The 23,113-nt window shown below is 43.8% G+C and carries 18 protein-coding genes; 12 read left to right on the top strand and 6 right to left on the bottom strand.

Annotation, left to right across the window (positions count from 1 at the left end):
* The first annotated feature begins 162 nt into the window (after positions 1-162).
* The gene (ligD, locus tag ACX0G7_RS02280) at positions 163-2,211 is read left to right on the top strand and encodes a DNA ligase D (RefSeq protein WP_458921790.1); all 2,049 of its coding nucleotides are present in this window, start codon (positions 163-165) and stop codon (positions 2,209-2,211) included.
* A gap of 53 nt (positions 2,212-2,264) precedes the next feature.
* Here ligD and ACX0G7_RS02275 read toward each other — a convergent pair whose 3' ends face one another.
* Positions 2,265-2,837, bottom strand: a complete 573-nt coding sequence (locus ACX0G7_RS02275) for a porin family protein (protein ID WP_458921789.1) — start codon at positions 2,835-2,837, stop codon at positions 2,265-2,267.
* Positions 2,838-3,035: 198 nt separating this feature from the next.
* Here ACX0G7_RS02275 and ACX0G7_RS02270 point away from each other — a divergent pair, with 198 nt between their 5' ends.
* Positions 3,036-5,936, top strand: coding sequence for a choice-of-anchor D domain-containing protein (locus ACX0G7_RS02270; protein ID WP_458921788.1), 2,901 nt, complete (start codon positions 3,036-3,038; stop codon positions 5,934-5,936).
* Between the two features lie 147 nt (positions 5,937-6,083).
* Here the strand turns inward: ACX0G7_RS02270 and ACX0G7_RS02265 are convergent, their stop codons facing one another.
* Positions 6,084-6,890, bottom strand: a complete 807-nt coding sequence (locus ACX0G7_RS02265) for a formylglycine-generating enzyme family protein (protein ID WP_458921787.1) — start codon at positions 6,888-6,890, stop codon at positions 6,084-6,086.
* 93 nt (positions 6,891-6,983) lie between these two features.
* On the opposite strand from ACX0G7_RS02265, the gene ACX0G7_RS02260 reads away from it, so the two are divergent.
* Both ACX0G7_RS02260 and ACX0G7_RS02255 read left to right on the top strand, forming a co-directional pair.
* A complete protein-coding gene (locus tag ACX0G7_RS02260) occupies positions 6,984-7,769 on the top strand; it encodes a hypothetical protein (protein WP_458921786.1) in 786 nt (261 codons plus the stop codon).
* 381 nt (positions 7,770-8,150) lie between these two features.
* Complete coding sequence (locus ACX0G7_RS02255; protein ID WP_458921785.1) at positions 8,151-8,516, top strand: hypothetical protein; 366 nt, start codon at positions 8,151-8,153, stop codon at positions 8,514-8,516.
* A 104-nt stretch (positions 8,517-8,620) separates the two neighbouring features.
* Here ACX0G7_RS02255 and ACX0G7_RS02250 read toward each other — a convergent pair whose 3' ends face one another.
* Positions 8,621-9,454: a copper resistance protein NlpE N-terminal domain-containing protein gene (locus ACX0G7_RS02250; RefSeq protein WP_458921784.1), complete on the bottom strand. Its 834-nt coding sequence runs from the start codon at positions 9,452-9,454 to the stop codon at positions 8,621-8,623.
* Positions 9,455-10,576: 1,122 nt separating this feature from the next.
* Between ACX0G7_RS02250 and ACX0G7_RS02245 the strand changes: the two genes are divergently transcribed.
* The gene (locus ACX0G7_RS02245) at positions 10,577-11,275 is read left to right on the top strand and encodes a S41 family peptidase (protein ID WP_458921783.1); all 699 of its coding nucleotides are present in this window, start codon (positions 10,577-10,579) and stop codon (positions 11,273-11,275) included.
* Positions 11,276-11,477: 202 nt separating this feature from the next.
* Entirely contained in the window at positions 11,478-11,975 is a 498-nt protein-coding gene (locus ACX0G7_RS02240) for a hypothetical protein (RefSeq protein ID WP_458921782.1), read from the top strand.
* A 188-nt stretch (positions 11,976-12,163) separates the two neighbouring features.
* Here ACX0G7_RS02240 and ACX0G7_RS02235 read toward each other — a convergent pair whose 3' ends face one another.
* Complete coding sequence (locus ACX0G7_RS02235; RefSeq protein WP_458921781.1) at positions 12,164-12,703, bottom strand: lipid-binding SYLF domain-containing protein; 540 nt, start codon at positions 12,701-12,703, stop codon at positions 12,164-12,166.
* A gap of 186 nt (positions 12,704-12,889) precedes the next feature.
* Between ACX0G7_RS02235 and ACX0G7_RS02230 the strand changes: the two genes are divergently transcribed.
* From ACX0G7_RS02230 to ACX0G7_RS02215, 4 genes are all read left to right on the top strand, one after another.
* Complete coding sequence (locus ACX0G7_RS02230; RefSeq protein ID WP_458921780.1) at positions 12,890-13,474, top strand: DJ-1/PfpI family protein; 585 nt, start codon at positions 12,890-12,892, stop codon at positions 13,472-13,474.
* A gap of 300 nt (positions 13,475-13,774) precedes the next feature.
* Complete coding sequence (locus ACX0G7_RS02225; RefSeq protein WP_458921779.1) at positions 13,775-14,548, top strand: MerR family transcriptional regulator; 774 nt, start codon at positions 13,775-13,777, stop codon at positions 14,546-14,548.
* A gap of 9 nt (positions 14,549-14,557) precedes the next feature.
* A complete protein-coding gene (locus ACX0G7_RS02220) occupies positions 14,558-14,704 on the top strand; it encodes a hypothetical protein (RefSeq protein WP_458921778.1) in 147 nt (48 codons plus the stop codon).
* A 122-nt stretch (positions 14,705-14,826) separates the two neighbouring features.
* Positions 14,827-16,173, top strand: coding sequence for an alpha-L-fucosidase (locus ACX0G7_RS02215; RefSeq protein ID WP_458921777.1), 1,347 nt, complete (start codon positions 14,827-14,829; stop codon positions 16,171-16,173).
* A gap of 157 nt (positions 16,174-16,330) precedes the next feature.
* Here the strand turns inward: ACX0G7_RS02215 and ACX0G7_RS02210 are convergent, their stop codons facing one another.
* Positions 16,331-16,741, bottom strand: coding sequence for a cupin domain-containing protein (locus tag ACX0G7_RS02210; protein WP_458921776.1), 411 nt, complete (start codon positions 16,739-16,741; stop codon positions 16,331-16,333).
* Positions 16,742-16,892: 151 nt separating this feature from the next.
* The gene (locus tag ACX0G7_RS02205) at positions 16,893-17,645 is read right to left on the bottom strand and encodes a hypothetical protein (protein ID WP_458921775.1); all 753 of its coding nucleotides are present in this window, start codon (positions 17,643-17,645) and stop codon (positions 16,893-16,895) included.
* A gap of 223 nt (positions 17,646-17,868) precedes the next feature.
* Here ACX0G7_RS02205 and ACX0G7_RS02200 point away from each other — a divergent pair, with 223 nt between their 5' ends.
* Together ACX0G7_RS02200 and ACX0G7_RS02195 are read left to right on the top strand one after the other, a co-directional pair.
* Positions 17,869-18,189 (top strand): hypothetical protein, encoded by a 321-nt coding sequence (locus ACX0G7_RS02200; RefSeq protein WP_458921774.1) that lies wholly within the window; start codon positions 17,869-17,871, stop codon positions 18,187-18,189.
* Positions 18,190-19,073: 884 nt separating this feature from the next.
* Positions 19,074-22,880: a GLEYA domain-containing protein gene (locus tag ACX0G7_RS02195; RefSeq protein ID WP_458921773.1), complete on the top strand. Its 3,807-nt coding sequence runs from the start codon at positions 19,074-19,076 to the stop codon at positions 22,878-22,880.
* Positions 22,881-23,113: the final 233 nt, after the last annotated feature.

Below are 23,113 nucleotides of genomic sequence, written 5' to 3'. Positions count from 1 at the left end.
ATAAGTGAGGACAAGTCAGTTCTTCAAGGCTGGCAATGATTTTGATTTCCTATTCAGAAGTATTCTGAAGTTAAGCCTGGAGATTTTCGTGATTTCTTAAAAAGAATCAGGAATCACAAAAATTTACATAGCAAATGGAAAACACGTTACCTGACCTGACTTATGGCAGCGAAAAAAGCAAATACATCCAACGTTAAAAAATTAGTTTCTGACCTGGCCAAAAATCGGGACCTGAGAAAATCGGCAATGCCCGCAAAGGTATCGCCTATGTTGTGCACGCTAACAAAGGCCCCGCCTGGCAGCATTGATTATATATACGAAATCAAGTGGGACGGCTACAGGATCGTTGCTTATGTGAATGGTTCAAAAATAAGAATCGATTCCCGGAGTGGCCTTGACTACACTAACAGGTACCCGCGGGTAGCAGCGGCGCTCAAGGCACTCAAACACAGCGTGGTTTTCGATGGAGAAGTCGTGGTATTCAATAAAGATGGGCTTCCTGACTTTGACGCACTTCAACTTTATAATGGCCATGACACACCTGTTAGTTATTGCGTGTTCGATATACTGTGGCTGGATGGCTACGATTTGAAAACGCTTTCATTGATCCAGCGAAAGCAAATACTAAGTGACCTGTTGGGTGAAAATGATGTTCTCCGTTTCAGTGAATCTTTTAATGATGGTCATTCACTTTATGAACAGGCGCTGGAATCAAACCTCGAAGGCATTGTTGCAAAGAAAACTGACAGTACTTATAACGAGGGCGAACGCGCAAATCTTTGGTTGAAAATTCCTACACGCAAGCGCCAGGAATTTGTGATTGGCGGTTGGGCCGAATCTGAACGCGGCCGATCTTTTAAATCATTATTGTTCGGGGCATACAACAATGGTAAGCTGGAATGGATCGGTCGGTCGGGTGGGGGATATAAGGATAAAGAAATGCCTGCTATACTAAGCAAATTGAAAAAACTCGAAGTTGACGAATCTCCTTTCATTAATCCTATTCTCGACACAAAAGGGGCAGTGACACATTATGTAAAACCAAAGCTGGTAGCCAATTTTGAATTTGCTACCTGGACAAAAAGCGGGCGGATACGTAAGCCAGCGACATTTCTCGGATTCCGCACTGATAAAGATCCCCGGGAAGTTGTACGGGAGATACCAAAATCTTTGCAAGGGTTCGAAAATCAGGAAAATACTTCTGCTGCAAAGGAAAAAACTACATCAAAAAAGAATCAAACGAAACTTCCAACAAGTAAAGACAGCAACTGGCGGATACTTGAAAAAATAAAACCGGAAGATGTCGAACACTTTGATCTTGGTGACTGTACAATTCCTATGCACGACGTAGACCGTTCAGTCTGGAAGGGGATAACAAAAGCCCGGCTGATCGAATACTACCATTCCATTGCTGCCTACATTCTCCCTCACCTTCAAGACCGGCCATTATCCCTGCATGTAAAGCCCAACGGCGCGATGGCTCCGGGGCTGTATATCAAAGACATGGAGGGCCGCCAGCCTGACTGTGCGGAGATTTTCACAGATAGGCGACGACACCCCAAACCCGGCAAAAGGAATCAGATCGATTACCTGGTTTGTAATAACGAACCAACGCTATTATATCTGATCAACCTTGGTTGTGTTGATGTTAACCCCTGGATGTCGACGCGGCAAAATCCAAATCATTCCGATTTTGTCAATATAGACCTGGACCCTGCTGATGATGATTTTGAAAAAGTTGTCGCAACCGCCCAGGCCGCAAAAAAAGTTTTAGAGAAATGGAAGTTGAGGTCTTTTGTAAAGACAAGTGGAAAAACCGGGATGCATATTTTTATACCTGTAACGGGTCTCAATTACGCCGAAGCACGTACTTGTTCAGAGCGTTTGGGTGAATTTATTCAACAACTCGTACCCGATATTTCAACTACAGAGATTAGTAAGGACCTGAGAGGAGGTAAGGTATTGATTGATCCTTCTCAAAATGATTATGGAGATACACTGGCATGTGTCTACAGCGCCCGTCCCAATAAAATTCCGACAGTTTCGACTCCATTATTATGGGATGAAGTGAATAAACGACTGAAACCAGAAAACTTTACTATTGATACGATATTGCAACGGCTTGAAGAAAAAGGTGATTTGTTCAATGGGATATCAGACGCACAGGTAAAACGAAAAAACACCAATATCATTAGAAGATCGTTATTGTGAATTATTCGATGTTTTATCGTGCAGCCGTACGGAAAGCCAGGCTGGAAAGGATGTTACCTGATCTTATATTTCATAGCTATCCCGAAGCCGGCAAAATTACTTTCATCAGTAATATACTCGCCGTAACGAACTTCCGGTTCCAATACAAGATTGTCGCGTAGCGTAAACGTTTTACTAAGCTTAATGATTGCAGTTGCGGAAATCGCCGGGTTTACATTATAGTCGGTTATCAAAAGGTCGCTTTTATCGTTTTTTGTGCTATACCCCAGGTATGCGTTGAAAGCCGGGCCAATAGATACGTTGACTATCCGGGAATAATACTTAAAAAGTATGGGCAATGACAGATATGATTCCAGCACATTTACCGGTATTGCCTCTGCCTGGTTAGGGCCATAAATAATGATGTTAAAGTCGTTTCGATAGGTAAGATAGTAAAGACCTGACTCCAACCCGATGTTCCGGCTAAACTTTCTCTCGATGGTTGCACCAACGCCTGGATGCGGAAGACCATCAGCCAGTTGAGCGATGACATTGATGCCAACAAGTGTCGACTTTTGAGCAAATGTTCCCATTGAACATGTACACAAGAATATAACGAGGACGGCAAAACGATTTTTGGATTTCATGGAGGGTCAATTTATAATTTTTATGGCACTTAATTACAGTTGAATATAAAATTTCTCTTTGATATCCTGGCACAAGCCGGAAGTTAATCGTATATCTAATCTTAACGCTGGGTGAAATGATTTTGTGCGAGCCGGGTGGACGTTGCAATCCACAATATATTGTTGTTTCTTGTTTGCTATAACTAACTCCAACTTCCTTTGAAAAAAATTATCCCAGCGCTGGCGCTTCTTGTTCTCGCCAACTCCGCCTTGAATGGCCAGAATGCTAATTTCTCGTCTAAGGGTTTTCATATAACAAATGATCCATACTTTATCGATTGTGCAGTAAAACAGCCGGACGGAAAATTCCTGGTATCAGGCTCATTTCACCGCTTCAACAATAAACCTGTTGCCAATCTGGTGCGATTTACAAGCCAGGGAGAGCTGGATACTACATTTAATGTAAGTAACGGTACCGATCATACAATTTCCGCTATGGCGGCAAGTGCAGATGGATCCATCGTACTGTCAGGAAATTTTACCCAATACCAGAAGCAGCGGGTTCAAACTCCTTTAATAAGGATCACAGTTAACGGGGTGCTTGATCCTACTTTCCAACCTGAGCGTGCCGGGATAATGACTCACGGCATTTCCGCCATTAATGTCTTACCTGATGGCAAAATCCTCGTTGCCGGGAGAGATGTGCATCCAGGCTATCCTGCTAAGTCCGTTATCATGCGGTTGAATAAAAACGGGTCAGCCGACCAGTCTTTCAGGATAAATGCCTGTGAGGATTTCATCAGCGGGATAGTACCCGGGCCGGACTCCACCATTATTGTTCATGGAAATTTTCGCAAATGGGATAACAAGGCATCCACTGGTCTTATTCGCCTCAAATCAAACGGTGACGTAGATGCGGGTTTTGTGCTACAAGGATCAGGGCTTCAACCAATATATGGAAATTGGCCCTCCGTTTCGCAAGCCATTCTGATGCCTGATTCCGGATTGCTGTTAGTTGGAAACTTCGATTACTACAGTAACAACCGTGTAAATAAAATAGTAAAACTTCATAAAGATGGCTCGCATGATTTTGCATTTAACCTCGATCCGGGTATCAACGTATCGTGGATCGATAACTTAGAGCTACTCAGTGACGGCGCTATTGTCATTTCCGGGTATGCTACTGTTAACGGTAACATGAAATGGTTTATCAAACTGAAAGCCGATGGAAGCCTGTTTTCACCAGGTGCGTCTGTAGGTCCTGACCGATACCCTGCGTCATTCGGTTCGAAAAGGTTACTTGCAGTCGGGCAGGGTGAATTCATCGCAATAGGGGCTTTTACAGGTAAAGTAGGTGGAACGGACGTGGGCGTCCTTAACAGGTTCACTGCCAATGCCCAGCCTTACCTGGATCAACTGCTGCCATTCAGCAGGAAAGGAAGAGTAGTTCAAACGGTTGTCGATTCAGCTCACAGAATTATTGTTGTGGGCAACTTCAATCAGTATGGTGAGGAGGTGGGTGCTCAGCACAACCATATTGTGCGGCTAATGCCTGACGGAACGCTGGACTCAGGCTTTAATGCGAGCGGCTCTAACGCGTTTATAGGTGGCGTCGCATTGCAACAAAATGGACAGATTGTAGTGACCGGATCCTTCACTGAATTGAATGGGAAAACTTATAAAGGAATTGGCAGGTTCAACGACAATGGTAGTGCTGATTTGGGTTTTAATCCAGGTGCTGGTCCTGATTACATCAATATGTATGACGTTCACATTTCACAAAATCAGGAGATATTTGTGACAGGATCATTTGATCGTTTCGATAACGTGTTACATGAGGGTGTCGTGAAACTCAACAGTAATGGTTCTGTTGATCATGCTTTCACAACTGTCGGTTTGGATGTACATGGGCCACAAAGTATAATTACCCTGCCCGACGGTAAAGTCATTTACGGTGAGAGTTCTGATCATAACGTTAAATTTTTTGATAAACCAATGCGAATAAGGAAAGTCGACCTGCAAGGCACGCCGGATCTTTCCTTTAAACCTCCTGTTATGGGTTATACCGTCACGAAAAAAGTGCGGTCGGGAGCAGGTGGTGCTATCTATTGGCTGGGCACCATCTTTCATGACAACAATAACCCAACAAGAGTTGATCGGCCTTTAGTTAAGCTGCAGGCTAATGGATCATTAGACTCTGTTGCATCCGCAAATCTTCCCTATAATCTGTATATTAACGACTTTGAAGTATTGCCTGATAACAAGATCGTGATTTCCTGCCAGCGTATTGGTTTGTATGATTCACTTGATGTTGTGATGAGGCTGAACCCTGATCTAACAGTTGATAGCTCCTTTGTACCGGTTAGCTTGTTATACGATCTCCAGCATATCAACCATGATGGAAACGGTAAAATTATAATTGCCGGTGAACCAAAACGTGCGTTCAGGCTCGAAAACGAGCAGATGCAGAATATTGCAATCATCACGAAGAATGGCCTGGAATTGCAGACAAACAGAAATGTAGTCAGGAATATCCTTGATACGGCATTGATCGCCAATGCCAGCGTTGGAGCAACAACTAACCAGGTTTTTTCAATTAAAAATACGGGGAGCACCACAATGGAGTTACTGGATCCCGCTACAGCCGGGGTTTCGGGTCAAAACGCTTCAGAGTTTTCCATCGAGACGAAATCAGTTGTCACTTCTCTGAAACCAAATGAATCGATGGAGTTTACCCTTAAGTTCCTGCCCACTGCAGTTGGACAAAAATCGGCTCAGATCAAGATACCTTTTAGCGATGGCATTCAGCAAATGTATGCTGTTTCGATCGTAGCCTCTGCATCAGCGGGAACGGCGGTTACAGCAGTGGAGGAACTGGATCGTAATAGTGGAATACGGATCTTCCCAAATCCGCTGCAGGGAACATCTATACATATCACTTCCGGGCAATCAGTGAAGTCGTATGAGCTGATTGATGTATCCGGCCGGTTGATCCAGAGGGGCACACTTAACGGACAGGGGACTTACATTATCCACCTGAAGAAAGACATTAAAGGGTTATTTTTCGTAAAGTTGAAAACAGATAAAAAAGAGGTGGTAACGAAAATGATATCTTTATAACCGGATTCATGAGGAGATGATAGCTGATAAAATGAGTAGTCATCAAATTACAGCAGTGTTGAATTGTTCCGAAAACAGAGTCGCATCGCTTTACCACATAGCATGAATAACTTTAAATGCAGCGCTGGCGATTACTTCGCAAAACTGTTACTGAAGTAATGCAAGTCGAAAGCCCACATGGGCACTTCTATCGTTTGCGTATGCCATTCTTCGGCTGGAAATTTGGTATTCCTCGGGATGCCCGCCCCAGCTTCCACCCCGGATAACATGACCATAACCGGTTGCAGGACCCTGGGGATCTGAATTAGCACCAGGTGGCAAATCCGGGTTGAACAAATCCAGGCACCATTCGGCTACGTTGCCAGACATATTGTAAATGCCCAATTCGTTTGGGTGATTTTTCCGAACAGGATGTGACTGTCCTATGAATAGCCGTTGAGACGTTACGACTTCGTCGATATTATCGCTACCTGCATATTTGAACTTCTTACTTTTTTTTCCACCACGCGCAGCAAATTCCCATTGCGCCTCCGTTGGGAGCTGATAGCGTTTGCCTGTTGCACGATTTAATCTCTGGATGAAAATCTGTATCTCATTCCAGCTAACTTCCTCTACCGGACAGTCATTACAATCTTGATGAAGCGAAAGATTGAGACTATCACCCATAACCGATTTCCATTCTGCCTGCGTAACTTCATACTTTCCGATACCAAAAGTGCTCACAGATACCTGCCTGGTCAGATCGGTGCTTCCCAGTCCCTGGTTCTTGCTGTCGCTTGTCAGGCCCATTATGTAGCTTCCCCCTTCCACCAATACTATTTCTGGTTCTTTCACTTTTGGTATTGAATCAATAGATGGTTCCACACCTGGTAAAGAAGCATTCGCCCGCGAACTAAAGTATAAGACTGTCCAGCAAAAAGAAAAGATCAAACTAAGATTTAATTTCTTTTTCAATACACACATTGTTTATTAACTAATATACATACATTTCACTTCACAAAAACCCCGGCTTGGAGTTAAAGGGAGTATTCAACAATTAAGAAGTAGATGAAAAGTATTGTGGTGTTAATCGTCGTTATCCATCTTGTACTCTTTGTCTTTGCGCAGGAAAAGATGCCGGGAGCGTTACCGCTACCCAGCTGGGGACTTTCAATCACTCCAAACTTGTTGAAGAGAACATCCATCGACCACAGAGGAGAAAAATATGAGCTTGGGAGCAGTCCACAAATTGGGGGTGAAGTTTTGATCAAGTATCGCTATGCATTCCTGCCAAACTATAGGCTGATTTTTGCCGGGGGTGTAAATTGGATTTCTTATGATTTTGACTACAATATTTCGAAAGATCTATTCATCCCGCCTACGGGGGTAGATATATCTTCGAACCAAGCTCCGTCAAGGCATTCCGACGTCTTCCATTTAAGAGGGCAACTTGAAGTGGAAAGACAGTTCTTCAGAACAAAAAAGAAATCAGTAAGCATGGCGCTTGGCGCAAGTTTGTTATATTCTCCGCAGAATAATGAAAGCGCCCGTGAAGTGATTGTTTATCCAGGCGGATCATCTGTTACCTTTCTTTATAGGAACCAAACAAATAACAATAATGATCGTCCATGGATGAACTTCCATATCTCAGCGGGACCTGAATGGCTTGTGGGACGGCGGCAAACACTTCAACTACACGGTAAACTAAACTTTTCTCCCGTCAAATTCATCACGGGTACTTATTATGTGGAGGTTGGAAATGAACCGGTTCAGATAGGACAGTACGGTGTAACCGGTAGTTATATCGGAATGTCATTGACATACATCTTTAATAGGTCAACACCTGAATTATAAGATAAAGCCGCTGGGTTATGCAATATCGGCAATGGGTTGCGCGTGCCACGTTGGGGATTCAGGCGGTCGCTGGAGTTCGAGAAAGCTCCGTTTTATGATACATATGCACGTCTGTTATATAAGTTGAAACGCTACAGTGAAGCTGAAAGCATGCAGCAAAAAGCAGTTCGGGCAGCGAACACGGAAAAAATCGATGGTAAAATTATGAAAGGGAATACACCAGGATCAAAAACAGGACCCTTTCAGTCAGCAATTGGTACACGAACGCGATTTATGGGGTATTTGCGTGTAAATAGGTCGCGGTATGATTATTGGGCACCATGGGATTAGCCTGCATGTCAGGAAGCTGTTAGTATTTCAACGAAACAATAAAACATAATCATGAATAATCAGAAAAAGTTCGGCATTTGGATGGATAACCGTCAGGCCACAGTAGTTGGCGAAAATGGGGCAGAAGCGGCATTTGAAGTAGTAGCCCAGGTTAAGGGGGAAGGAAGTTCCGCCAACTCTAGTGAAAATGCAGCAAATAACCATGAAAAAACACTACAGCAAAAGTTTTTCAAGGAAGTAGCCTCACATATGGTAAATGCAACCGAGGTTCATGTAACAGGAACAGGACAGGCCCAGGAACAATTCATTCGCTACCTGGCCGACACACCGCAATTCAAAAGCACGAAATCGTCAGAATCCACGGCTAATAAGATGTCTGATGACAAACTCATCGAATACATCGCCGGCAAATTCTAATTCAAATTCAGCAACAGTAATGGCTTAATACGTCATCGCTGTTGCTGAATATTTTCCAGGTCACCATCTTCTTTCCGAGTTATTTTTCTCCAATACTACCTGATCTATCGGCTTGCATAAGAACCCGTCGCATCGCCAAGCATCACAGCACAACCTTTGTACACCTTGTTATTATACCATACGGTCATCTTGTATTCATAAAGGTGGTCGCTCATACCATCATTACAGAACCGGGACAAAATCGAGATCTTCAACGGTACTCCGGCATCAGTGCTCACAGCGTAAACCGTACTGTCTTTTGTTATTACTGGCTTTTCAATCGGAATAATAACTGGTTTATCTGCACCGGCAAGGCGAAACAGGATCAGCTTTTCTTTATCAATTTCAATGCTCCAGAATGGCTCAGTGCCATTGCCTACGATATCAATACCTTCAGACCTTCGCTTTTGCCAGGATGCGTTTTGCGGTGATGTATTTTTCTTGAACAGAACGTATTGTTTAGATAAAGAATCGGGAATTTTAGCTCCATTATATTCTGTATTGATCAGGCTGTCTTTAACAAGCTTGTATCTGGAAACTATCTTGCCTTTTTGGGATAATATAAACACCCCATTGTTTTCAGACCATGTGCCTTGCGATTTAACAGCGGTTGTGCTTTTACCCCAATTCAGTTCCTCCATAATGAAGCCTTGGTCTGCAGTGAACATCACTGTACGTTGGATACCTTCGCACGTCCTACATGGCAACATACCCTGGTAGAACCCAAGCGGTACCGTCTCGTAATTGCCTGCATTGATTATGGAATCTTTTACAATAAGAACGGTATCAGTGTTGTTGGTGGTGACGGTTATCACTTCGGGTTGTTTTTCCTGTGTGATGAAGTACCAGGCGGATACGCCAATAAGTCCGAGAATTATCAATGTCAAGAAGGTTTTCATATGTATGGTGGTATCGTCAGACGATGTTTACGGAAGGGGTGAGGGCGTAAGGTAGACTGTATTATCCGCAAATAATAATATCCGTGAACACAATAAACATGTATGGACCGTAATTCTTTTACAGGTAGACTGAGAATTCAAGCTGAAACTCTTTATCGCCATGGCCCCGTAGTAGCATCTACTCGGTTCAAAATAAATTTTCATAAACATTGACTCTTCTCTAAATAACGTATTTTAAGCTCTGATTCGGCACTTTTGATGTGGTTAACGGGACTGGTATAGCAAGGCTTTGCGGTCAGTCAACTTATGAATTGAGGGTCAGGCTCCGATTTTAAAGCATTCAGGAATTGTATTACCAGGTATTCAAATGAAATTTATCCTACTCTTATTTTCTCTCATCATGAACTGCACCGGTCAGGCGCAGGACCCGGACATAATTAGTATTCATTTTCCCGATACGGTCAGGACACACACCGACTGCATTTTAAAGATTCAGTCCTATTCACAGTTCAAAAAGGGGTACAAATATCTGATAGTTTAGAATCTCTTACTTACATCGAGCAAGGATATTTTCGAATGAGAGTGGAGTATAAAGCAGCCGATGGTTCTCCCATCATAAAAACTCGATTTATATCTAAAGCAATTGGGTGAAATTTTATGTAGATAAACCGAAAATCATACTCAGTTCGTATGCCCGGGAGAGAAGGGACTTCGGTAGATGATTACATTTGCAATCACCCCTTTCTCTATAAACGCGAAAGGTTTTGCGGGTTGCGCTACATCCGCTGTGGCGCCCGTAAGGTCAAAAGCAAAGTTCCCAATTAAAATCAGCAAAACCGATAAATGAAACGACTTTCAATGATGCTTAATCTGCAGTGTGCATTTGTCTTAACGGTTGTATTACATCTCACTGGGTGCAAGGGTCGGGATTGTAATAATCCCATGCTAGATGAGTTTGCCGAAATAGTCCGGATGAACTCGCTTTATAGTGATTCATTAAACTGGAATCACATAACCAGAGTGAAAGATAGTTTTTGTCGGCATGGTAGGACTGATCAAAATATTCTGTTCCGGCGATTCGTTATTAAAGCTTTAAGAGAAGCGGGAGATAAACACTCGCTTTTGTTTACTCCTGACGTTTTCCAAAAGATGGAAGATTCCGGGATAATAAATACCCCTCCCAAGGTGAAAATGGTGAACAAACAAATTGTTTATTTGATGCTGCCTGCTTATGCTTCCATAGAAAAAGACAAAATCATTCAGTATGCAACAATGCTTCAAGATACAATAAGAGCATTTGACCAATCGATTTCTGTAAAGGGCTGGATTATTGACCTTCGTGAGAACGGGGGTGGTAACATGTGGCCAATGATAGCAGGTCTCGGACCAATATTAGGCAATGGCGATGCAGGTTATTTTATCAACCGTGGAAAATCGAAGTATAAATGGAGCTACCAGAACGGTGAGTTTGGGATAATCAAAATTAAGAACTATTACGAAGTCAAAGATCCGGCGAATCCGATTGCAATATTAACCGGCAACAGAACCTCAAGTAGTGGAGAAATGACGTTGGTTGCTTTTCTCGGGAAAGCCAACGTGAAAACTTTTGGTGCTCCTACCGGCGGTTTCATTACAGCAAACAACACTTATAAACTGGCTGATGGAACCTTCCTCGCTTTGGCCGGGGCTACTGTGGCTGATCGGCTTGGCCGGGAATACATCGATTCAATCAGACCCGCGGTGACTATACAACTTAAGGATAATGACTCAACAGATTACGTACTTAACGCAGCGACAAGGTGGATCGAAAGTAAAAATTGATAACCCGAAGGCGTGATCGAACTTTTATTAACGAGCATCGACTTTATCTATGAGTATAATTTTGCATTGTAAGAAAACAGCTATCTCGGGATTTATACATTTTGTGGGCATCGTTTTTCCTATGGTATGCAGTGGACAGGTTCAATCACCCGTTGGGTCTTTTATTCAAGATGTTCCGGATGGCTTCGGTAAAGGGTCATTAATGGAAAGTGTACACTTAATATGCGATTCTCTTAAGCTGGCGCGGCTTGATAAAGGATTTGATTCTATCCATGTTCGGTTCTGGTTCAGATATGTTGGAAAGTATGACCAACAACTAGTTTCCATAAGCTACACCAAACACGAGTGGAAAGCGATTTATTGTGAATTTACTCCTGTTCACGATGATGAGAGAAAACTCGTCACTTTTCGTAAAAAAATTGCGGAAGTATTGCCACGGCATTCCTTCGAAAGGATCATCCATAGTATCGATGATCTGGGCATCTGGAATATTAAAGACAGGTCGAATATGGTGGACTATCCCGATGTTCATAACACCGATCAGGTATCAATTGAAGTTTCTTCAAAATACATGTATCGCATTATTCAGCATTCGGACCTTGAAGAAGTCAGCCAAACAGTACCAGATGTTGCGAAGATCCGGAAAATGTTGCAGCTACTGATTTCTGAGTTTGATATTAAATTGATAAGAGACATCTAAAATTATCTCCCGTACAAATTCTAGATTACGAAAAATTTATCGGGCGCAATACTTTATTGGGTTTTTCCAGGCAAAGCAGCGTTGGGGAATAATTCCAAGGCAGTATGTCAAATACGATAAAGCTTCGATAGTTGTCGCTGTCGAAGCTTTATCATTTTAAGTGACCAGCATTACTTATGTAATGATGTTTATGACGGTTTAAAAGTAAACTTTTGTCCACCTACACTAACTTCTGCCATTAACCCGCCCTTGTCTTCAGTAAACACCGCTACTCCTTCGGTATATTTTGCATTTGCCGAAACGCCTGACTTAAGTGCTACCGCAGAGATCTGGCTGCTGAATTCAAATTTATTCTGGCGGAATCGGTCCAGTGCTTCTTTGGTTTCAAAAAATATTACTTCACGGTATGCTTTCCCGCCTATTTGCGGTCCAACTGTTGCCTGGACCATATTTGCAGTCCCGATGACTTGTCCCTTTTCATACACGGTACCGTTTCCTCCAGCACCGCCCACAATAACTCCACCTTTTCCTACATTAGGAAAAATAACATAGCCGTAAGAATCTGTAAACCATTTTTGCAATCCCGGGTCGGTTTTTATAAACGCTTCCTGCGCGTTTTTGCTATCTTCTTTGATGCGGTCCGCGTTATCCTGGGAGAAAACAGTGCCTGGTAAAAAGGCTGCTGCCACAAGTAGAAAGGATAAAAAGTTCATTTTTGCGTATTTCATAAATGTTGCTTTTAGATATTTAGATGATTTCAAGGTTTATAATGCAAAAAATTTGCCTAATTGATCAGGTGGGGAAAAAGTACCGTCTGCAGCCGGCGACGATTTCATTTCCCTTGCAAGAATATCATATGCGAATAGGTAGTGCAAGTGACTGCATCAATCCAGATTTGCGTTATCTTCAATGCCATGAAACCGAATAATAAAATAATCGTCATCACCGGCGACGCTGGTGAAAGTTTTGAAATTCTTTATGCTAATCACCGGTTGCAGGAAGCAGGGTATGAGACAGTGATTGCAGCGCCTGCTGTTAGACCATTGAACCTGGTGATCCATGATTTTGAACCGGGATGGGACACTTATGTAGAACGCAAAGGCTACCTGGTGGAATCGCAGATTTCATTTGACGAAGTGGTTCCTGATGACTATAGGGCCATCCTGATTCCGGGTGGACGTGCTCCCGAATATTTACGCAATGATCCCAGGGTAATAAGCATTACCAAAGAGTTCTATAACAGTGGTAAATATGTCTTTGCTATTTGCCATGGGGTGCAGGTATTGCTGACGGCCGGTCTTGCCGACAACAGAAAGATCGCCTGCTATGAGCACGTAAAGTTTGAAGTGGAAAGTTGCGGCGGCATCTATATTACCCCTGATGAAGCGATTAAAGATGGCAGAATAGTTACCGGTAAAACCTGGCAATCCCATCCTGAATTCTACAGGATCGTATTCAACTGTCTGAAGGAAACGGAGAAAACCGCATTGCCTGGGTAAAGATTCACCGGCAGCTTCCTAAATAAATTAAGGGTGGACCTTCATTCCATAATATATTGATGATGGACCATCCTTCGCTAATATATTAAGGATGAACCATCATTCGATGACGCTTCGGGATGGGAGCGTGTGCCGCTGTCTTCTGGCCAGAAAGGTTTTAGCTTATTTATAGTTCGCAAGATCGAAAAAATTCATTGAGTAAGACCTCTATTGAAAGAATTGTTAAAAATAGTTGCGAAAAAATTTGACTCTTACGTAACGTCATAGCCTAAGTTTGTTTTGTTGATTAATTGTAGAGGTATGGAAAGCTATTCCGTCAGCCAACTTTCAGCATTATCTGGTGTAAGTGTGCGAACACTTCATCACTATGACGAGATTGGTCTGTTAAAGCCCTCAGGCAGGAGCACGGCCGGCTACCGGCATTATGGGCAGCATGAATTGCTTCGACTGCAGCAAATACTGTTTTACAAGGAACTTAATTTTTCGCTAAGGGAGATTTGCGAGGTGCTTGATGATCCGGACTTTGATGTAATACAGGCACTCCAGTTTCACCGGCAGAAGATAGAAGAAAATAAGAACCGGTTAGATCAGTTAATCACTACAATTGATAACACCATTGTTAATCTGAAAAAGCAAAATGTTATGACTGATCCAAAAATATTATACGAGGGATTACCAAAAGAATTCGCGACAACATATCGAAACAACGCAATGGATGAGTATGGTGAACATGTGGTCTTGCGCTCTGAATCAGCATTATTGAAGTTGGGTAAGCAGGGTCTTGAATCATTGAAAGCTGAGGCAGAAAGGGTCACAACGGAACTGTTCGCCCGCAGGTCCGGGAATCCCTTAAGCCCCGATGTTCAATCATTGATCGCAGACCATTATGTCATCATCCGGAAGTTCTGGGGTACGCAATCCATGCCTGACAAGCAAGCTGATGCATATGTCGGGCTGGGAGAATTATATATAAACGACGAACGCTTCACCATGGCGAATGGCTCGCCTCAGCCGGAGTTTGCGCGGTTCATGCAGAAGGCGATGCAATTTTTTGCAGAAACCAGTCTACGATAACCTGACAGTTTGCAGAAACAAGTTTACGATAACATAACACGCGGAAAGGCTATTGCTCCCCGGGCAATAGCCTTTATTGGCGGACGGATCTTGTATCTGCCAGTGGTAGTAAAGAAGGAGGAAATTGCTCCCGGAAGTTATCACCTCTGGTCATGAAGCTGCCAGAAAAAAAACCTCCTTATGAAATTGTGGTGATTGAGCTAATCCTTTACTAAAATATACATCGGTTTACATATATTGCCACCCTGCAGATATATGATTCCGTTAAAACTTATACCATGAGGTTCGTTTATTCTTTACTGTTAGTTCTCTCGGCGTTCTGTGCCGGCGCGCAGCCCCAGGTCACAAACAAACCCTCGCGCGTGTCCTGGTTCCAGGATCTTGGATTTGGTATGTTTATTCACTGGAATGTTGACGTGACCCTGGGCGCAGTGATTTCGCATTCGCTGGCAGGTGCGTCAAGGGAATACCGGGAGAAGTATTTCCGGGAGCTGCCCCTTTATTTCAATCCCAAAAAATTTGATCCCGAAGAGTGGGCAACCCTTGCTAAGCTGGCGGGTATGAAGTACGTGGTCTTTACCACCAAGCACCATTCTGGCTTTTGCATGTGGGACACAAAGACTACTCCATTTAATGTGATGAATACTCCTTTCAGGCGGGACATTCTAAAAGAAGTAATCACCGCCTTTCGAAAACAGGGCATTGCCATTGGCATTTATTTTTCGCCGGAAGACTTTTATTATTTCCATAACAATGGCATCCCTGTAGGCAGGCTGCAGCATCCACAGCACTATCCCAAAAACAACCCGGGCCTGATGCAGTACGACCAGGCGCAGCTGAAGGAATTATTAACGGGCTATGGAAAGATTGATATCCTTTTTATCGATGGACCCGGTGACGGGCTCAGGGAATGGGCCTGGAAGCTTAACCCGGAGCTGGTCATTACCCGCGATGAGATGAAGACACCTGAGCAGGTAACGCCCGATGTTCCGCTTCCGCGTCCCTGGGAGGCTTGTTATACAATGGGTACCGATTGGGGCTATAAGCCCACTAATGATCCTCATAAGAGCGGGACGGAGATCATTAACAAGCTCATCGAGATCAGGGCCAAGGGTGGAAACTTCCTTTTGAACGTCGGCCCCAAGCCGGATGGAGAGATCCAGATCGAGCAACAGGACAGGCTTCGCGAAGTAGCCCTTTGGAACTTTGCCAATGGGGAGTCGATATACGCCATAAAGCCGCTTCCTTCAATCAGGGAAGACAACATCTGGTACACCCAGTCAAACGACGGACGCGTTATATATGCCTATGTGCTTCGTAATGGTGCAGAAAACTGGAAGTGGGGAGAACGCAGGAATATCGTCCTGACTCATGTCAAGGGCACAGAACATACAAAGGTCAGCATGCTGGGATATGGCGAAGAACTGGTAGAATATAAAGAAGGGCTGGATGGAAAAATTTACAATACCCCAACTCTACAGGGCTTGCAGGTAAGTGCAGTGAGGGGACAGCGGTTTTACACCAATTACCAGTGGCCCAATGCCATCGTGCTCAGAATAGAAGGCGCCTCTTACCAGGATAAAACAAGTAGCTCCACCCGAAGTACAATAGACGGCGCTAAATGACCTGCAGATGTTTAATCGACAAAGCACAACTGATTATTGCATAAACGAATAATTATTACTTGTACGAGCAAACCGGGGAAGTTCGATTCATCGGCATATTGCCAGATATTGTTCGGCTACCAATACAAATGATGGTTCGTTTCGGTCAGCGGAATTTTTACTTTGCAAGTACAAGCAGTGGCTTTCCTTTTTCAACGATATAGGTGGCAAGCTCCGCAGCGTTGCCCTTGCCGACATTCTTTGCTGAGTGAACTACTCCTGCGGGGATAAACAGGACCTCGCCGGCTTTAAGCGTGAGCGGTGGCTTGCCATCGAGTATGTATTCAAACACCCCTTCTAATACATAAATGATTTCTTCACCTGGGTGCGAATGCCTGGGAGCAGTTACACCTGGTTCTATGTCGATTCGTGCCTGCACCATTTCGCGGCCGGGAACGCTCAGGTCTTTTTGCTGTAGATTGGTCCGCTTAGTGCCGGGTAGCTGGGCCGTTGCCTTTCCAGGGATCATTAATGCTGCCAGTGCTGATGAAGCCACAAGAAAGACGATCAGGTTTTGTTTCTTTTTCATTATTAATTGCTAATGATGAACTACTAAAGATAAGGCCGATTTGCCAGGTCATATCCGTCGGAATGTACACCCGGATTTCCATTTAGATCGATAAAGTCAGGGAACTGTAATCAGTAAGCTGGATTGGATTATTTGAAATGGGATGCTGGTCTCAACGGTTGCGCATAACCTTGTCATAAATATGTTTCACTTGAGTATCGCCGAAGCCATAAATGCTTTCTCTTTTCCAGAATTCGCGGCATACTTTATGAAAGTCGGTTGACACATTTTTGATTATGTCTTCGATAACCCTTTCAGGTCTTCCTTTTGTACTGTCTTTTGGAAAGCGGTCAACGTGAGCCTGGATCACTTCTTTCAGATATGGAAAAGCAGGAGTATGATTGTCCGCCAGGCGCTCTAATAGTGAAAGGTCGCCACTTTTATAAGCTGTCCATAAGTCTTGGCCAAGTTGTAAGTCTATATAATTTACGAGAATCCTCTCAGCAAAACACCTGGAAAGATCACCTGAATTTGCTGGCCCGAAACCATTCCAAAATTGATTGCTGTCCCTACCGAGATAAGTAGTATACACAGCATACACTTTTTTCTTTATCGGCAAACTGTTTATTATTGAAATGACGAACCACATATTAACCTGGCAGAATAAATCATACTCGAACCAAAGGTTGAAATGTGAGTTGTCAGGGGCATTCATAATTATTTCAAATTGATTTACAACGCTTTCGCGGTATTCAGTTGCGGTCAGTCCCAGGTATTCAGTCCTCGATTGCCAAAATTCGTCCGAAGTATCGCCAATTAAGTTGCCGCCTATAAGGGCTTCCCTGACAACGACTATATCTCCTTCAATATTGGCGTCAGGAAAACTATGAGCCAGCGCATCTCCGTTTAGAATATTATAAACCATGGGTGTGCGATTTTTTTATCTCCGTAAAGTTGAAGCATCCGAATGCATGACCAAAATAATTTTTAATACATTGGAGATCTATAACTGATGCTCAGGTTATGGCCTAATGCCAAATTTATAAGATCCCCGCAGAATGCATGCCCATACTGATACATGACAGGGGATAAGAAACACGGGAAATAAATCGGTGATATTCGGTATCTTGTTTTAAACATCAGGAAATATGAGCTACCGCAATCATGTTGTAGAACACGTGTTATTCGAAGGGGAAAACCGGAAAATAGCTGTTGCCGAAACAACACATTTAAGTGACACTCCAACCGGCAAACCTTCTGTGCCCATTTACACGGTGCAACTCCTTGATCCTGTTTTGACTGAAGTGGCGGAAAATGATAAAATTCAGATTGTACTTTCTGATCCCCTTGAATACTATGAACTCAACAAATTTTTGAAGGAACCGTCCGACCGACACAGGGCGCTGATAGCGGAACTATACAAGGTAGTTGAAAAGCATCATCAGGCCTTCAACCCCGAAAATCCCTGAACCATCATTTCAGCTTCCTCAAGAGGCGGGCGGGGATATTGTGTCTCACACCTTCAAAGCTCACAAGCATTGATCCGTTTTTGCCGCGGATGCACTTACCATCATCCCTGCGAACCGCTATGCATGCCTTCCCTTTAAGGTCCGATACGGTGTTTCTGTCACCGAGATAAATATACTTCATGGTTTAAGTTCATAATCATTCCAAAAATATTTGGTTCACCAATGTTGCCGGATTAAAGATACAAAGGAGTCTCATCTCCTTGCTATTTACGGTTGCCGGCCCGGGTAAGTCGTCGTTGTCCGCCCATAAAATTCCGGAAAAATGTTATCGATGAATCTCACTGAATTGTGCACGAAGTTTCTTAAATTATATTGTAATTGGACCCTGTGATTCTGATAAGGACAATTTGTGGCAGATTATTAACCCCGATCGCTTTTTATTCTTAAAAACCCCAAATCATGGACCTCGTCATCCCAGGCGAAGGAATTCGCAAACATGCCTCAGACTTATTTTTGCAAAGAATTACATATGAACGTCCGGCACTATACACTTAACCGGTTATCCATCACGGGTTGGGTCAATTTCACGTCATAATATTTGGCTGTACCGATGCCCTACCGGGAACCAAATGCCAGGCAGCATACAAAGTTCACCGGGTTGGAGATGTCTTCCATAAATCGTGCGAATGCTGAGCACCATCGAAGCAGTGGTTCAGCTTCTAAATCATCGATCAGTCAAAGTTTCGAATTCTAAGTTGAATATCTACATCCTTCAAGGCCAGTGTACTTCAAATACCGTCTCTGCTTTCACAAATCTGCGCAAATACGTTTACCCTGTTGAATGTCCCGGCATCCCCTCATCATTTACCTAAACCTCTATTAACATGAAAAAAATTTACATACTGCTTGTGCTTATCGCATACCTGTCTGTTCCCTCTATGCTGCATGCGCAAAATCCAGTTTATGTTGGTAAAGTGGCAGATGTTTCAGGAACCTTTAAAAAACGCGCTGAGGCAGCGAAAAAGTTGACGACCGCAGAAACGATCGTTGCATTACCACGCCTCGGCAACCAGCAATTAGCGCTGAAAGTGAATGCAAGTAAACAGGAAAAAGATGGGGAGTTTTTTTTCGGTGAAGTAAATAATGTCAAAGAAAGTAAGTTCTATATCCGGATCCAGGGATCGGTTGCTGAAGGCGGGATCATTATGCCGGCTCAAAAGAAATTTTACCGCTATTCGTCAACTTCCGATGGCTCAATATATCTTAAGGAAGAGGACATCGACAAGGTATTCTGTATTGGCAAGGAGAGGTTTCCAAAAATTGGTGCAGAAGGAGCACCAGGTATAACGCCAGCCGCTGCAGCTGCGCCACCGGGTCTCCAGAGTTTGCCTGGGGCAACAGCCGTTTTATACCTCGACTTCGACGGGCAAACAGTGGAGAATACGGTATGGAACAGGTGGTACAACAACGGGAACCCCATCGTAGCTGCCCATGCAGTGCTTTCGGAAACAGAAATGATCGAGGTGTGGAAACTGATGAGTGAAGACTTCCGTCCCTTCAATTTAAATGTAACTACAGACGAAGGTGTGTTCAATAACGCACCGGTCAATTTAAGACAGCGAATAATATTTACGCCCACTAATTATTTTCTACCAGGCTGGGGCGGATATGCATATATCGGATCATTCAGAAGTGGAGGCAGCCCCGACGGTGAAACCCCTTGCTGGGTATGGAATCCTTCTGTCAAAGGAGCCGGAGAAGCAGGTTCTCATGAAGCCGGTCACACCCTGGGTCTCGGTCATGACGGTCGTACAACACCACCGGAAACGTATTTTGCCGGCCAGAATAACTGGGGCCCCATAATGGGCACTACCTATACGGTGATGCAGGCCCAATGGAGCAAAGGCGAATACCCCTTTGCAAACAACCAGGAGGATGATCTGAACATAATGACCGGTTATGGCTTCGGATTTCGTAATGATGATCACGGCAATGATCCTGCGACTGCTACACCGTTGGTGATTGATGCCGCGGGCAATGCGTCTTCAACAGATAACAGGGGAGTGATCACAACACGTGGGGATGTTGATGTGTTTTCTTATGTTTCACCGGGTGGCAATGTTGAATTCCGGATCGACCCCGAGATCAATTATGCAAATCTCGACGTGTTCCTGTCGGTCAGGAACTCAGCTGGCGCCACGATTGCGACGATAGACCAGGCAACAGTATTTATTGCGCAAACACTCAACCTTCCGGCAGGGACATATTATTTATCGGTTGATGGCACCATGGGAGAACTGGGAGCTAATTCAGACTACGGATCACTCGGCGCTTATTACATATCTGCGACAGCCACTTCGAATAATTGTGCATCGCTGGGTTATATTACCAGTGAATTCTGGCAAAATGTTCCAGGTGAAAATATCTCTTCTATACCATTAACTACTTCACCAACCTTCACATCACAACTCACTTCTTTCGAGACGCCATCAAATATAACAAATGGCTATGGTCAACGCGTACGCGGATATATATGTGCACCGGTGACAGGTAATTATACTTTTTTTATCGCAGCTGACAATATCGGTGAGTTATGGTTGAGCACAAATGATAATCCGGCGTCAAAACGGCGAATTGCCTATTCACCTGATTGGGTTGCTCAACGCGAGTGGACAAGATATGCGGAACAAAGATCAGTATCTATCAGTCTGCAGGCAAATACGAAGTATTATATAGAAGCATTAGACGTAGAAGGTGGTGGTGGAGACAACCTGGCCGTGGGATGGACAACACCTGGTAGTTCAGCTATCACTGTTATCCCTGGTTCCGTGCTTTCACCCTATACCACAATAACCAACCAGCCACCAGCAGTGGGCATGACTACAGATGCCACCAACTACACTGAACCCGCAACAATCAGGATGGGTGCGACTGCAAATGATCCGGATGGTTCGGTAACAAAAGTCGAGTTCTTCTGGGGATCTCTGAAAATCGGTGAAGACATCAGTGCACCATATGAGTTCAGCTGGGAAGATGTGGGTGCCGGTACTTTTACCTTCACTGCAAAAGCAACGGACAATTCAGGCAACAGTAACGTTTCCGATCCGGTCACTGTAATGGTTAGTCAACCCACAAACACTTGTTCATCGGCGGGTTATATTGTTCGGGAGTTCTGGCAGAATGTTGCAGGGGAGAGAATTTCATCTATACCGTTACACTCAATACCTACTTTCACATCACAACTCACTTCCTTCGAAGCACCATCAAATATAACCAACGGATATGGACAACGTGTGCGTGGTTATGTCTGTGCCCCGGTAACCGGAAATTACACATTCTACATAGCAGCCGATAATGTAGGGGAGTTGTGGTTGAGTACCAATGATAATCCTGCTAACAAACTGAAGATTGCGCATTCGCCTGACTGGGTCGGGCAAAGAGAGTGGACGAGATATGCGGAACAAAAATCAGTGTCAATTAATCTCCAGGCTAACACAAAGTATTATATCGAAGCACTTCATGTTGAAGGTGGAGGTGGAGATAACCTGGCCGTGGGATGGATAACGCCTGGTAGCAGTGATATTTCAGTCATACCTGGTACAGTGCTTTCGCCATTTACATCAATAACCAATCAGCCTCCGACGGTGAAACTGATAGTTGATGGAAACAATTTTCTTGCACCAGCTAATTTCACTGTGACTGCTATAGCCGATGATGGAGATGGATCAATAACAAAAGTGGAGTTTTTCCTGGATAATGTAAAGACATTAGAGATCGACCGCGCGCCCTACGAAATTCGTTGGACCCATGTCAGTGCCGGAAGATATTCATTGACTGCAAAAGCGACGGATAATTCAGGCAACAGCACAACTTCTGATCCGGTAGTCATAGAGGTTTTGGAAAATACTGGCACTTGTTCCTCACCGGGATATATCGTTCGTGAGTTCTGGCAAAATGTGGCTGGTGAGAAAATCTCAGCTATCCCATTGAACAGCGCACCTACAACGACATCGCAACTGACCTCTTTCGAAGCACCTTCTAATATAACCAACGGATATGGACAACGTGTGCGCGGTTATATCTGTGCTCCGTTCAGTGGTAATTACACATTCTATATAGCAGCGGATAATGTAGGCGAGTTGTGGCTAAGTACAAGCGACAATCCTGCTTTGAAGCAAAGGATTGCCCATTCACCTGACTGGGTTGGTCCAAGAGATTGGACAAGGTACGCAGAACAAAAATCTGTGCAAATAACGCTCCAGGCTAATACCCGCTACTATATTGAAGCGCTGCACGTGGAAGGTGGCGGTGGAGATAACCTTGCAGTAGGTTGGACAACACCGGGTAATGTTACGATTGATGTTATACCCGGCTCAGTACTTTCACCATTTAGTGAAGGGGCAGCCAGCACCGCATCAAAAATAAATCCGGTATCTGCGGATGATCTTTCAGTAAAGGTATTTCCAAATCCAGGCGTAAGGGAGTTTACACTGCTTATTAAATCTGCTAAAAATGAGGTGGTGAACATGAAGGTATTTGATGCAGTCGGTCGTATTGTAGAGTCCAGGTCTAATGTATTTACGAACAGTGCGGTTAAATTCGGGTCAGGATACCGGCCGGGGGTTTATTTCGCAGAAATTATTCGCGGAGGTAAGAGAACAACTGTGAAGCTGATTAAGGTTGGAAATTAATTTTTGGAATCCACATCATAAAGGCAACGAAGAAGTTGACTTTATGATGTGGATTCCAGCTTATGCTACTGGTCCTCCACCAGATGAGGTCCGAGAGAAAGCGATTAATGGAGGCCACATAAGATTCGTTGAGGCCTTCAGATTGTTATTATCAATATTAGTCATCATTGGCAATTCGGGCATCGGGTATAAGGCTATAAAGCAAAAATATTTTCGTTATTGTACTTTGTTAG

This window comes from Flavitalea antarctica, assembly GCF_054461535.1.
The sequence above is the reverse complement of the archived record's forward strand: the minus strand, read 5'-3'. Positions and strand labels throughout refer to the sequence as shown.